The 13,305-nt window shown below is 55.8% G+C and carries 12 protein-coding genes; 9 read left to right on the top strand and 3 right to left on the bottom strand.

Annotated features, from left to right (window positions below; genetic code table 11):
- Window positions 1–35 precede the first annotated feature (35 nt).
- The 6 genes from rstA to NQH49_RS09975 all read left to right on the top strand — a co-directional run bounded on the left by rstA (window position 36) and on the right by NQH49_RS09975 (window position 5,296).
- Window positions 36–761 carry a two-component system response regulator RstA gene (gene rstA, locus NQH49_RS09955; protein ID WP_008106404.1) on the top strand — a complete coding sequence of 242 codons (726 nt, stop codon included), beginning with the start codon at window positions 36–38 and terminating at the stop codon, window positions 759–761.
- Window positions 758–2,068, top strand: coding sequence for a two-component system sensor histidine kinase RstB (rstB, locus tag NQH49_RS09960; protein ID WP_008106406.1), 1,311 nt, complete (start codon window positions 758–760; stop codon window positions 2,066–2,068). Before rstA ends, rstB begins: the two co-directional genes overlap by 4 nt.
- A gap of 12 nt (window positions 2,069–2,080) precedes the next feature.
- The gene (locus NQH49_RS09965) at window positions 2,081–3,568 is read left to right on the top strand and encodes a carboxypeptidase M32 (RefSeq protein WP_256696515.1); all 1,488 of its coding nucleotides are present in this window, start codon (window positions 2,081–2,083) and stop codon (window positions 3,566–3,568) included.
- Window positions 3,569–3,738: 170 nt separating this feature from the next.
- Window positions 3,739–4,212: an acid resistance repetitive basic protein Asr gene (asr, locus tag NQH49_RS09970; protein ID WP_256696516.1), complete on the top strand. Its 474-nt coding sequence runs from the start codon at window positions 3,739–3,741 to the stop codon at window positions 4,210–4,212.
- A gap of 80 nt (window positions 4,213–4,292) precedes the next feature.
- On the top strand, window positions 4,293–4,373 hold the full coding sequence (gene ydgU / locus NQH49_RS23565; protein ID WP_455843913.1) for a small membrane protein YdgU: 81 nt from the start codon (window positions 4,293–4,295) through the stop codon (window positions 4,371–4,373).
- 116 nt (window positions 4,374–4,489) lie between these two features.
- Entirely contained in the window at window positions 4,490–5,296 is an 807-nt protein-coding gene (locus NQH49_RS09975) for a trypsin-like serine peptidase (protein ID WP_154193524.1), read from the top strand.
- A gap of 49 nt (window positions 5,297–5,345) precedes the next feature.
- On the opposite strand, the gene hrpA is transcribed toward NQH49_RS09975, so the two are convergent.
- Window positions 5,346–9,242: an ATP-dependent RNA helicase HrpA gene (gene hrpA, locus NQH49_RS09980; RefSeq protein WP_256696517.1), complete on the bottom strand. Its 3,897-nt coding sequence runs from the start codon at window positions 9,240–9,242 to the stop codon at window positions 5,346–5,348.
- A 230-nt stretch (window positions 9,243–9,472) separates the two neighbouring features.
- Here hrpA and NQH49_RS09985 point away from each other — a divergent pair, with 230 nt between their 5' ends.
- The 3 genes from NQH49_RS09985 (at window position 9,473) to NQH49_RS09995 (ending at window position 11,627) form a co-directional block, all read left to right on the top strand.
- Window positions 9,473–10,072 (top strand): FMN-dependent NADH-azoreductase, encoded by a 600-nt coding sequence (locus NQH49_RS09985; RefSeq protein ID WP_222182197.1) that lies wholly within the window; start codon window positions 9,473–9,475, stop codon window positions 10,070–10,072.
- 110 nt (window positions 10,073–10,182) lie between these two features.
- On the top strand, window positions 10,183–10,920 hold the full coding sequence (locus tag NQH49_RS09990) for a GNAT family N-acetyltransferase (RefSeq protein WP_305961183.1): 738 nt from the start codon (window positions 10,183–10,185) through the stop codon (window positions 10,918–10,920).
- Window positions 10,921–10,967: 47 nt separating this feature from the next.
- Window positions 10,968–11,627: an SDR family oxidoreductase gene (locus NQH49_RS09995; RefSeq protein ID WP_256696519.1), complete on the top strand. Its 660-nt coding sequence runs from the start codon at window positions 10,968–10,970 to the stop codon at window positions 11,625–11,627.
- A gap of 5 nt (window positions 11,628–11,632) precedes the next feature.
- Here NQH49_RS09995 and NQH49_RS10000 read toward each other — a convergent pair whose 3' ends face one another.
- Both NQH49_RS10000 and NQH49_RS10005 read right to left on the bottom strand, forming a co-directional pair.
- Window positions 11,633–12,946, bottom strand: coding sequence for an MFS transporter (locus NQH49_RS10000; protein WP_256696520.1), 1,314 nt, complete (start codon window positions 12,944–12,946; stop codon window positions 11,633–11,635).
- Window positions 12,947–12,983: 37 nt separating this feature from the next.
- The gene (locus NQH49_RS10005; protein ID WP_008106428.1) at window positions 12,984–13,304 is read right to left on the bottom strand and encodes a YdbL family probable chaperone protein; all 321 of its coding nucleotides are present in this window, start codon (window positions 13,302–13,304) and stop codon (window positions 12,984–12,986) included.
- Window position 13,305: the final 1 nt, after the last annotated feature.

Raw genomic sequence — 13,305 nt, forward strand, 5'->3', positions numbered from 1 at the left:
TATGCTGCTGGCATTCTCATCCGTCACAGTGAATTATGAACAAAATCGTCTATGTGGAAGATGAGCCAGAAGTAGGCGAATTGATCGCCGCTTACCTTGGCCGCCACGATATTGAAGTTATTGTTGAAACGCGCGGTGACCGCGCCGAAGCCACCATCGCCCTGCACGATCCCGATTTAGTGATGCTGGATATCATGTTACCCGGCAAGGATGGCATGACATTGTGCCGCGATCTGCGTGCCAGCTGGCAAGGTCCGATTGTCTTGCTCACCTCACTCGACAGCGACATGAACCACATTCTGTCGCTGGAAATGGGCGCTAACGATTACATCCTCAAAACCACGCCGCCAGCGGTGTTGCTGGCGCGCCTGCGTTTGCATCTGCGTCAGGCGCATGTTGGGCAGCCGGAAGTGACGCCCGCTATTCAAAGCTCGCAGCGCGTGTTGCGTTTCGGTTCACTGACCATCGACTCGCTCAATCGTCAGGTGACGCTGTTTGAGGAGAATATTGTACTGTCCACCGCCGATTTCGATCTGCTGTGGGAGCTGGCGAATCATGCCGGGCAAATCCTCAATCGCGATGCGCTGCTGAAAACCCTGCGCGGCGTCACCTACGATGGCATGGACCGCAGCATTGATGTGGCGATTTCTCGGCTGCGTAAAAAATTGTACGACAGCGCTACCGAGCCGTTTCGCATCAAAACCATCCGCAACAAAGGCTATCTGTTCGCGCCGCAGGCCTGGGATACCCGTTCCGCATGAGAAAGCTCTTTATTCAGTTCTATTTGCTGCTGTTCGTCTGTTTTCTGGTGATGACATTGCTGGTTGGGTTGGTGTACAAATTCACCGCCGAACGCGCCGGACGCCAGTCAATGAACGATTTGATGGCCAGTTCGCTGTTTTTGATGCGCAGCGAACTGCGCGAGATCCCGCCGCGCGACTGGAGCAAAACCATTCGCAGCCTCGATCTCGATCTGTCGTTTGATCTGAATATTGAGCCGATGAGCAAATATCAGCTGGGTGATGCCGACATGAAGCGCCTGCGCGCTGGCGAAATCGTGGCCATTGACGATCAGTACACCTTCTTACAGCACATTCCGCGCAGCCATTACGTGCTTTCCGTCGGCCCAATCCCTTACCTTTTCTATCTGCACCAGATGCGCATTTTGGATATCGCGCTGCTGGCGTTTATTGGTATGTCGCTGGCGCTGCCGGTATTTATCTGGCTGCGTCCACACTGGCAAGAGATGCAGCGGCTGGAGAAAGCCGCCGAACGTTTTGGTCGCGGCGAACTCGACGTGCGCACTCATTTTGAAAGCACCTCCAGCCTGCACAGTCTTGGCGTGGCGTTTAATCAGATGGCGGAGAACATCAACACGCTGGTTGCCAGTAAGAAACAGCTGATTGACGGCATCGCGCACGAGTTGCGCACGCCGCTGGTGCGGCTGCGTTACCGGCTGGAGATGAGCGATAACCTCACCGATGCGGAATCCGCCGCGCTAAACCGCGATGTGGGTCAGCTGGAGAGTTTGATTGAGGAGTTGCTGACGTATGCGCGCCTCGATCGCCCACGCGTTGATCTCCATCTGCAATCCTTCGATCTGGCGCAATGGCTGCGTGTGCATATCGAAGATGTGCAAACCATGAACCCGCAGACGCAGATTGCGCTGGATATCCCGCAGCTGGAGAACGTTGGCAGTGCCGATACACGCCTGATGGAGCGCGTGCTGGATAATTTGGTGAATAACGCCCTGCGCTATGCGCAACAGCGTTTGCGCGTCAGCTTATGGTTTGATGGCGCGCTGGGCTGTTTGCAGGTGGAAGACGACGGTCCGGGCATTCCGCAGGAAGAGCGCGCACGCGTGTTTGAACCTTTTGTCCGCCTCGATCCGAGCCGCGATCGCGCCACCGGCGGCTGTGGTTTGGGTCTGGCGATCGTGCACTCTATTGCGCTGGCGATGCAGGGAAATGTCTCGATTGAGAGCAGCCCGCTCGGCGGCGCCAGCGTTCGCTTTTGCTGGCCGGTTGATCTACCCTTGCGGGACATTGCGCCACGCTTACCGTCATAAGGAGCTTTTTACGTGACTTCAGCTTATCAAGAACTTAGCCGCACTTTTCAGCGTCTCTCCCGCTTTGGTCATTTAGGTGCCATTGCCGGTGTCGATATGCAAACCACCATGCCGCCGGGCGGCAGCCAGGCACGCGGTGAAGCGATGGCCGAACTGAGCGTGTTCATACACGAAGTGCTGACCGATAAACGCCTCGGCGGGCTGTTTGATGCCGCGCAGCAGGAATCTCTGAATGATGTCGAGCAGGTTAACCTGAGCGAGATGCAGCGCGCCTGGCAACAAGCCACGTTGTTGCCAGCGTCACTGGTGGAAGCCAAGTCGCTGGCCGGTTCGCGCTGTGAGCACGCCTGGCGTCAGCAGCGTCCGGCAAATGACTGGCAAGGTTTCTCCGCCAATCTGAAAGAAGTGGTGAAGCTGAGCCGTGAAGAGGCGCAGCTGCGTGCCGATGCGCTCGGCGTTTCGCGTTACGATGCGTTGCTGGATGTATTCGAACCCGGCATGACCAGCGCCCAATTGGACCAAACCTTTGGCGATTTGAAAAGCTGGCTGCCCGACCTATTGCAACAAGCCGTGGCGAAGCAGCAGCAAACGCCGATCGCGCAGCCGGTGGGTCCGTTTGCTATCGAATCACAGAAGCAGCTCGGCCTGAGCGTGATGAAAACGCTGGGCTTCGATTTCAATCACGGCCGGTTAGATGTGAGTGCGCATCCATTCTGTGGCGGCGTGCCGGAAGATGTGCGCATTACCACGCGTTACAACGAGAACGACTTCCTCAGCGCCATGATGGGCGTGATTCATGAAACCGGCCATGCGCGTTACGAGCAGAATTTGCCAAAACAGTGGCGCGGTCAGCCAGTGGCGCAGGCGCGTTCTACCGCGATTCATGAATCTCAAAGCCTGTTTATGGAAATGCAACTGGGGCGCAGTAAAGCCTTCCTGCAGCATATCCATCCACAGGTGGTGGCGCTGATGGGCGATCAGCCTGCGCTGGCGTTAAACAATTTCATCCGTCAGACGCAGCGCGTGAAGCCGGGCTTTATTCGCGTCGACGCCGATGAGTTGAGCTATCCGGCGCACGTGATCTTACGTTACGAGATCGAGCGCGCGCTGATTGAGGGCGAGATTGAAGTGGATGATATCCCTGCGTTGTGGGACGAGAAGATGCAGCAATCGTTGGGCATTGATACACGCGGTAATTACCGCGACGGCTGCATGCAGGATATTCACTGGACCGACGGCGCGTTTGGCTATTTCCCAACCTACACCTTGGGTGCGATGTACGCGGCCCAGCTGTTCCAGGCGGTTAAGCGTGCGATTCCACAGATCGAAACGCTGATCCAACAAGGCGATTTGCAGCCGGTGTTTGACTGGTTACAGCAGAACATCTGGCAGCACGGTAGCCGTTTCCCGACGCAGCAACTGCTGATCAATGCCACCGGCGAAGCGCTGAATCCGCACTATTTCCGTCAGCACCTTGAACAACGTTATCTGTCTGAGTAAACTGCGCGGCGGCCCATGCGGCCGCCCTTTTCACTTCCTTTACCCCACTTTGTACAATCCGTTACACGCCGATACCAATGCCTCACGGAAAGCCTGAATTGTTTTTCATATAGTGTTTTCACCGGCCCCGCAGTGGGCTACACATGAAAAAATAGTTCGAGGATTTTGCAATGAAAAAATTATTTGCACTGGTGATCGCCGCTGCTATGGGTATGTCTTCTGTTGCTTTCGCTGCTGAAACAACTGCTGCTCCAGCCGCTGCTGCAACCACAACTGCTGCGCCAGTTAAACACAAAATGGCTCACCACAAAAAACCAGCTGCTCAAAAAGCGCAGGCTGCTAAGAAACACAAGAAAGTAGAGAAGAAAGCGCCAGCTGCACAGAAAGCTCAGGCCGCTAAAAAGCATCACAAAAAAGCAACCAAGCCAGCTGCACAGAAAGCCCAGGCTGCTAAAAAGCACCACAAAGCAACCAAGCCAGCTGCACAGAAAGCCCAGGCTGCTAAAAAGCACCACAAAGCAACCAAGCCAGCTGCACAGAAAGCTCAGGCTGCTAAAAAGCACCACAAAAAAGTAACCAAACCCGCTGCGCAGAAAGCTCAGGCAGCTAAAAAGCATCACAAAGTGAAAAAAGCAGCTAAATAAGATTCGCTTAGCGCCAACACCGTATTGATGATTGAAAACACCCGGTTATGCCGGGTGTTTATTTACTGGAGTAGCGAAAAATGGTGCGTCGCTATCGCTTCGAAATTATTCTGATTGTGATGATCCTCTGTGGCATAGTTGCAGCCAGCTTTTTTATCTAGTCGTTGTAGCGTGCTGATTACTCCAATATTTCTCCCTTTTTCACCGCTCACCGACTATAGTTATCGCTCAAGCGTGATGACAACAACTTCTACTTATTCTCGCCATTGAGAGAACTATGCGCCTGGCTATCCTGTTACTTGTTGGTCTTTTCAGTTTTAACCACACAGCACATGCCGATGATGAAGATGGGCCTAGCCCGGAAGACATCAAAACGTTGTTCTTTGGCAAAGATCATCGCCAGGCGATTAGCGACGTGAGCGCCGCGCCCTGGGATGCCATCGGTCAGTTAGAGACCGAAAGCGGTAATCTCTGCACTGCCACCCTGATTTCTGCTCATCTGGCGTTGACCGCCGGACACTGTTTATTGGCTCCGCCCGGCAAGTTTGATAAGCCAGTGGCGCTGCGTTTTATGGCCAGCGCCAAAGGCTGGCGTTACGAGATTCATGATATTGATGCGCGCGTTGAACCCTCTTTAGCGCGCCGGTTGCAGGCGGACGGCGAAGGCTGGATCGTGCCGCCGGGCGCCGCGCCCTACGATTATGGGCTGGTTATCTTGCATAATCCGCCGTCCGGTATTGTGCCGATTCCGTTGTTTGAGGGGTCGCGTGGCGATTTAACCGCCGCCTTGAAAACCACCCAACGCAAAGTAACGCAGGCAGGTTATCCGGCCGATCATCTGGATACGCTCTATTCGCACAGCGATTGTTTAGTGACCGGTTGGGCGCAGCGCGCAGTGCTGTCGCACCAGTGCGATACCTTGCCAGGCGACAGCGGTTCGCCGCTGCTGTTGAAGAACGGTGATGAGTGGCAGCTGATTGCGGTGCAGAGTTCGGCGCCCGCGCCGGCCGATCGTTATCGTGCCGATAACCGCGCGATTGCGGTGCCGTCCTTTAAAGATAAGCTGGAAGAGTTAGCGCAATAATCACGTAGGGTCGCCATTCATGGCGACCTCCATCACATCACACTTTTGATTAACTCAACTGCTCCATCGCCTGCAAAATACGCTTATCCGAAATCGGATAAGGCGTGCCCAGCTGCTGCGCGAAATAGCTAATCCGCAGCTCTTCCAGCATCCAGCGAATCGCCTGTACTTCGGCATCATCCTGACGCTGCGGCGGCAATTTATTCCGCCACGTCTGCCAGGCCTGCTCCACCGCTTGCACTTTCAGCATGCGCGCACGATCGCTGTGTGGATCCACCGGCAGCTTCTCGAGGCGGCGTTCAATACCTTGCAGATAGCGCAGCGTATCACCGAGACGCGACCAGCCGTTGCCGGTGACGAAGCCGCGATACACCAAGCCATTCAGCTGCGCTTTGATATCGCCTAACGCCAACGCCAGCGACATATCTACGCGTCCCTTAAGGAACTTGTTGATATTGAACACGCAGGTCAGAATCTGTTCGACCTGCTTGGCGATGGTGACCACGGTTTCATTCAAATCAGCACGCACTTTGTCGCGCAGCTGTTCGAAGTTCTCCTGTTGCCATGCCGGACCGCCGGCATCCGCCATCAGCTTATCCACGCCGCAGGCGATGCAGTCATCGATCAGTTCCAGCACTTTGCCGTACGGATTGAAGTACAAACCGAGTTTGGCTTTGTTTGGCAGCTTCTCGTGCAGATACTTGGTCGGCGACGGAATGTTGAGCAGCAGCAGGCGGCGCTGGCCGCGCCACATCATTTTCTGCTGTTCCACTTCGTTATCGAACAGCCGAATCGCTACGCTGTCCTTTTCATCCACCAGCGCCGGCCAGGCTTTGACCTGATAGCTGCCGCGCTTCTGCTCGTAGCTTTGCGGCAAATCGCCAAAGCTCCAGATGTGCAAACCGCTCTGCTCGAGGCCATCGTCCGCCACTTTCGACAGCGTTTCCTGCACTTTGCCTTTCAGCAGCAGCCGCAGCTGATGCAGATTTTTGCCTTCCTGCAGCTTACGGTTGTGTTCGTCTACCACACGGAAAGTCATTTTCAGGTGATCGGGCACCTGATCCCACTGCCAGGCTTCACGGTCAATGGTGACGCCGGTCATGCGGCGGAATTCCCGTTCCAGCGCATCCAGCAACGGCAGTTCCATTGCGGTAACGCGTCCGAGAAACGCTTCGGCGTAGTTCGGCGCGGGCACCAGATTGCGGCGCACCGGCTTGGGCAGTGATTTGATCAGTGCGATAACCAGTTCGCGACGCACGCCAGGAATTTGCCACTCGAAACCGGTCTCTTCGATTTGATTCAGCAGCGGCAGCGGAATATGCACCGTTACGCCATCGGCATCCGCGCCCGGTTCAAACTGATAGCTCAGCTTGAGTTTCAGGTTGCCCTGATGCCAGAAGTTGGGGTAATCGAGCTGGCTGACTTTGTCCGCGCCATCTTTGATCAGCATCTGCTTATCAAAACTCAGCAGATCCGGATTCTCTTTACTGGCCTGCTTCCACCACGCATCGAAATGGCGCGCTGAGACCACATCGCTGCCGATGCGGCGATCGTAGAAAGCGAACAGTGTTTCGTCATCGACCAGAATGTCGCGACGACGCGATTTGTGTTCCAGATCTTCAATTTCGTTACGCAGTTTCAGGTTGTTGCGGAAGAACGCGTGACGCGTCTGCCAATCGCCCTCCACCAGCGCATGACGGATAAACAGCTCGCGGCTCAGCTGAGGATCGATGCGGCTGTAATTGACCTTACGCGCCTGCACAATCGCCAGGCCGTACAGCGTCACTTTTTCCGTCGCCATCACCGCGCCCTGCGCTTTTTCCCAGTGCGGTTCGCTGTAGCTGCGTTTAATCAGATGCTGCGCCAGCGGTTCGATCCATTCCGGATCGATGCGCGCGGCAACGCGGCCCCACAAACGGCTGGTTTCCACCAGCTCCGCCACCATGGTCCACTTCGGCGGCTTCTTAAACAGGCCGGAACCGGGGAAGATGGAGAAGCGCGCGTTGCGAGCGCCGGTAAATTCCTGCTTGTCGTTATCTTTCTGGCCAATGTGCGACAGCAAGGCGGTAAGCAAAGCGCAGTGTACTTCACGATACGGCGCAGGTTCGCTGTTGACCGGCATACCTTGTTCCCGCACCACCTGACGCAGCTGGGTGTAGATATCCTGCCATTCACGCACGCGCAGATAGTTAAGAAATTCGGTTTTACACAGGCGGCGGAAGTGATTGCTGGAGAGCGCTTTTTGCTGCTCCTGCAGGTAATTCCACAGATTCACGAAGGCGAGGAAATCAGACTCTTTATCCTCAAAACGACGATGTTTTTCGTCAGATGCCTGCTTTTTATCAGCGGGACGCTCGCGTGGATCCTGAATCGATAGCGCAGCAGTGATGATCATCGCTTCGCGCACGCAGCCAAATTTTTGCGCTTCCAGCACCATGCGCGCCATACGCGGATCGACCGGCAGCTGGGCGAGCTGGCGACCCGAAGGCGTCAGCTTGTAGGTTTCATCTTCACTCAGCGTGATGGCACCAAGCTCTTCCAGCAGGCGCACGCCATCCTGAATATTGCGCTTGTCCGGCGCTTCGACAAACGGGAAGGCAGCAATATCGCCCAGCCCCAGCGCGGTCATCTGCAGAATCACCGAGGCAAGGTTTGTACGCAGAATTTCGGGATCGGTAAATTCCGGGCGGCTGAGGAAATCGTCCTCGGAATAGAGGCGAATACAGATACCTTCCGAAACGCGCCCGCACCGCCCTTTACGTTGATTGGCGGACGCCTGCGAAATCGGCTCAATCGGCAGGCGCTGCACTTTGGTGCGGAAGCTGTAGCGGCTGATACGCGCGGTGCCGGGATCGATAACGTATTTGATGCCAGGCACGGTCAGCGAGGTTTCTGCTACGTTGGTTGCCAGCACGATGCGGCGTCCGCTGTGCGACTGGAAAACGCGGTTTTGCTCGGCGTTCGACAGGCGCGCATACAGCGGCAGAATCTCGGTGTGCGCAATATCACGCTTCATCAGCGCATCGGCGGTATCGCGGATTTCGCGCTCGCCGCTCATAAAGATTAGAATGTCGCCGCGACTCTCTTGTCCCAGCTCATCGACCGCATCAAAAATCGCCTGCAGCTGATCGCGATCGGTATCGTCAGCGTCTTCCACCATCGGGCGATAACGCACTTCCACCGGATAAGTACGGCCCGAAACTTCAATCACCGGCGCATTGTGGAAATGGCGTGAGAAGCGCTGCGGATCGATGGTGGCTGACGTAATGATGACTTTTAAGTCGGGACGACGTGGCAACAGTTCGCGCAGATAACCAAGCAGGAAATCGATATTCAGGCTGCGTTCGTGCGCTTCATCAATAATGATGGTGTCGTACTGCAGCAACAGGCGATCCTGCTGGATTTCCGCCAGCAGGATACCGTCGGTCATCAGCTTAACCTGGGTGGTTTCGCTCACCTGATCGTTGAAGCGCACCTTGTAACCGATGGTGCCGCCAAGCGAGGTTTCCAGCTCATCGGCAATGCGGTTCGCCACGGTGCGCGCCGCCAGACGACGCGGCTGCGTGTGACCAATCAGCCCTTTTACCCCGCGGCCCAGCGCCAGACAGATTTTTGGCAGCTGTGTGGTTTTACCCGATCCGGTTTCCCCCGCGACGATCACCACCTGATGCTGACTGATCGCATCGGCAATGTCCTGCTGCTTCTGACTGACCGGCAGGTTGTCCGGGAAAGTGATGCGTGGTGTCGCCGCCGTGCGCTGCGCAAGGCGCTGCTCCGCCGCGACAAATTCCGGCTCCAGTTCAGCCATAATGCCCTGCTGCGCCGCAGGATTTTTCACCTTGGCAGCGCCCAGCAATCGACGCCGCAGACGTTGACTGTCGCGCAGCGTCAGATTATCGAGCCGCGGCCAAAGGGAGGCTAAAGGTGAAGAGTCGGATGATGACATAGCGATGCGTACCTGTTGTTGCAGCGGGCAGAGGGTTTCCCGGCGGATTCAAGCAATTAATGGTCGGCATCATAGCACATTTTGGAACACCTGCCTGAACGGGACGTGCGAGGTTATTCAATTATTTCGAACATAGATCTCGAAATATTGCGCTTTTACCTCGCGGGCTAACTCCGTACAGTGTAAAGCATTGAGCGGTAAGCCAACCGCGTAACGCACAGGAAAATACCATGAGCAAAGTTTTAGTTCTGAAATCAAGCATCCTCGCTGGTTACTCTCAGTCAAATCAACTGGCTGACTTCTACGCTGACGAAGCACGCGCTAAAGGTGACTCGGTTACCGTGCGTGATTTAGCCGCGCAGCCGATTCCGGTGCTGGATGGTGAGCTGGTTGGCGCACTGCGTCCATCTGACGCACCGCTCTCTCCGCGCCAGCAGGAAGCGCTGTCTCTCTCCGATGAGCTGATTGCTGAACTGCAAGCCCATGACACCGTGGTTATCGCCGCGCCAATGTACAACTTCAACATCCCAACTCAGTTGAAAAACTACTTCGACCTGATTGCCCGCGCTGGCGTGACTTTCCGTTACACCGAAGCAGGCCCGGAAGGTCTGGTAACCGGCAAACGTGCGGTGATTCTCTCCAGCCGTGGCGGCATCCACAAAGATACGGCCAGCGATCTGCTGACGCCATACGTGAAACTGTTCCTCGGCTTCATCGGTATCACTGACGTGGACTTTGTGTTCGCCGAAGGCATCGCTTATGGTCCAGAAGTGGCGACCAAAGCGGCTAACGATGCAAAAGACGCCATCAAGCAAATTGTTGCTGCGTAATCATTTTTCACTATGATGCATGCCCGTCAGGCTTATCTGACGGGCATTTTTTTTGCTGTTGTTTTCTAAGCGCTCCCAGCTCCATACTGCACTTCTTTGCCAGCCCCTGAATGGTCGATTTCAGCCCAGTAAAAGGAGATGAAGTGATACACCACAATCAATACGGTCAACCCATCGGTTTTGCGTTACCGGACTGGCAGCCCGCCACCTTCCCGCCCGCCATCATTCTCACTGGTCGTTTTTGCCATCTCACACCGCTTCAACTCAGCCATGCCCCCGCCCTGTTTGCCGCCTTTTCACTGGCAGCCGACGATCGCGACTGGACCTGGCTCGGCGCATCGCAGCCGCAATCGTTAGCCGAAATGACCGACTGGGTCGCCAACAAAATCGGCGACAGTGGATTAATCAGTTATGCGGTGATCGATCAGGTTAAGCAGCAAGCGGTTGGCGCGGTCTGTTTCGCCAATATCGAGATGCAGAATGGCGCGATTGAGATTGGTCATGTCACCTGGTCGCCGCTGATGCAGCGCAACGTGTTGGGCAGTGAAGCAATATATCTGCTGTTGCAGCAGGCTTTCACGCTTGGTTATCGCCGCGTGGCGTGGCGTTGTGATTCCCTGAATCTGGCTTCACGACGCGCAGCAGAGCGTATCGGCTTTACCTTTGAAGGCCGTTTTCGTCAGGCGATGACGCGCAAACAGCGCAATCGCGATACCGATTGGTTATCGATCATTGATAGCGAATGGCCAGCGATTCAGCAGGCGTTACGCCAATGGCTGGCGGCGGAGAATATGGATCAGCACGGGCGCGAAAGGCAAAAGCTGCGCAGCTTTTTCCCGGCGGATTGACGTTGTCTATACTGACTTGCTTTTATCAACAAATTGCAGAGGTACTCATGTCCAACGTATTTATTATCGGCGGCGCAGGCAACATTGGCCGTCGTCTGGCATCACTGCTGGCCGCAAACGGGCACGTCGCGCGCCCACTGTTTCGCAAAGCGGAACAGGAGCAGCCTTTGCGTGAAGTGGGTGCTGAGCCGGTTAATGGCGATTTAGCCGCGCTCGACGCTAAATCCCTCGCCGCGTTGATGACGGGCAGCGATGTGGTGGTGTTTACCGCTGGTGCCGGTGGCAAAGGCGGTGAAGAGATGACGAACGCCATTGATGGCAAAGGATTAACCACCGCCGTTGCTGCCGCGCAACAGGCTGGCATTTCACGCTTCTTGCTGGTCTCGGCGTTTCCCGAAGCGGGCAGAAATAAAAACCTCTCCGCCACCTTTGAAAACTACATGCGCGTGAAGAAAGCAGCCGATGTGGAGCTGGCGCAAAGCGATCTGGATTGGGTGATTTTACGCCCCGGCACGCTGACGGATGAGAAAGGCCATGGCAAGGTGCGTGCTGGTTTGGCCATCCCGTATGGCGATATTCCTCGCGATGACGTGGCGGCGACGCTGGCTGAACTCATCGCACAACCGGCTGTCAGCCGCGTGATCATTGAGTTGACCAGCGGAGAAATGCCGGTGCACGACGCGATTAAACCATTGGCATCACGCTAGCGCCTTCAACTTTCGGCTTCATCCAATGAGCGCAGGTGGTCTTTTTTATTCAGCGTCATCAGCGCCGGAATACTGATCGCAGCCGTCACCATGATGTACCAGGCGGGGATATCGAGATTCCCCGTTTGCTTAATCAGGGAGGTGATGATCAATCCGGCACACCCCGAAAAAACCGCGTTAGAGAGTGAATAAGCCAGGCCCAGCCCGGTATAGCGAACGCGCGTGGGGAACATTTCAGCTAACATTGCCGGGCCTGGTCCTGCCAGCAACCCGACAATGCCACCCGCAACAAACACCACCAGCGCCTTGACCAGCAGCGTTGAAGAGTCGGCCTGCAACACGTTCAGTAACGGTAATGCCAGCACCAGCAACAAGCATGCCGCGAGAACCATTACGCTGCGGCGTCCAATTTTATCGCTAAGAATGCCAGCTGGGATAATGGTCGCAGCAAACCCTAGGTTGGAAATCACCGCAATCAACAGCGCCTGGTTGAAGCCGGTGTGCAGCGAAGATTGCAGATAGGTTGGCATGATCACCAGATAGGTATAACCCGCCGCTGACCACACCATCACGCGGCTGATCGCCAGCAAAATAATCCTAATCGTTGTGCCAAAACTGGCGCTCACCGCTGCCGGTTGTTGCGCGTTTTGCGTTTGTTGCTGACGCACAAAACTGGGCGTTTCTTCCATGCTGTAGCGCAGCCACAGCGCCACCATCCCCATCGGCAAGGCGAGGAAGAAAGGAACGCGCCAGCCCCAACTGTGCATCTGGTCTGCACTCAGCACCGCCGACAGCAACGCGACAATGCCAGCACCCGCCAGCAGGCCCAATGCCACGGTAAATGACTGCCAGGCACCGTAACGCCCACGCTGCCCTTTGGGGGCAAATTCCGTCATCAGTGACACCGCACCGCCGTATTCACCTCCGGCAAACAAGCCCTGCAAAATGCGCAGCCCGGTGATGATCAGCGGCGCCGCCACGCCAATGCTGGCATAGGTGGGAATAATGCCGATCGCAGTCGTCACCAGCGTCATCATGATCAAGACAAAAATCAGCGTAGGCTTGCGCCCAATACGATCGCCCATGCGGCCAAAAAATATCGCGCCCAGCGGACGGAAGAAAAAGGCGATGGCGAAGGAGGCGTAGGTCAGAATAATGCCGGTGAGCTCGGCTTCACCCTGCAGGCGAAAGAAGTTCTGCGCGATCACCGTCGCGAGGAAGCCATACACCGCAAACTCGTACCATTCAATGAAATTGCCCACTGAACCGGCGATTAAGGCGCGTTTCTGTGCTTCCGTTGTAGTTTGAGGCATTGGCATTTAACGCTCCCAGAAAAGAATTATCCGCTGATAAACCTTATTTACGCAGCCACTGTCCATTGATACCGCGCACATACTCGCCGCTACCCGCGCGATTCACCAGCTTCTCGCCGGCAATACGCGCCACTTCGCTGGCACTCAAATTATTTTGCTGTGCCACACGCTGATATTGCTGCAGGCGGCCATCGTTGATGCGTTTGACCAGCGCCAGCGTTTCTTCATCCTGTTGACGCGCCGCCACATAGCCGCTGAGCGTTTCACCTACGCGCCCTTGTTGACGCGCCTCATCCAGCGTGAGCGCCCAGGCAGAAGGCATCAGCAGCAGCGCCGCAAGCAGCGCGATCCCCTTGCGTTTCATC

The organism is Pantoea trifolii (assembly GCF_024506435.1).
GTDB classification, from domain to species: domain Bacteria; phylum Pseudomonadota; class Gammaproteobacteria; order Enterobacterales; family Enterobacteriaceae; genus Pantoea; species Pantoea trifolii.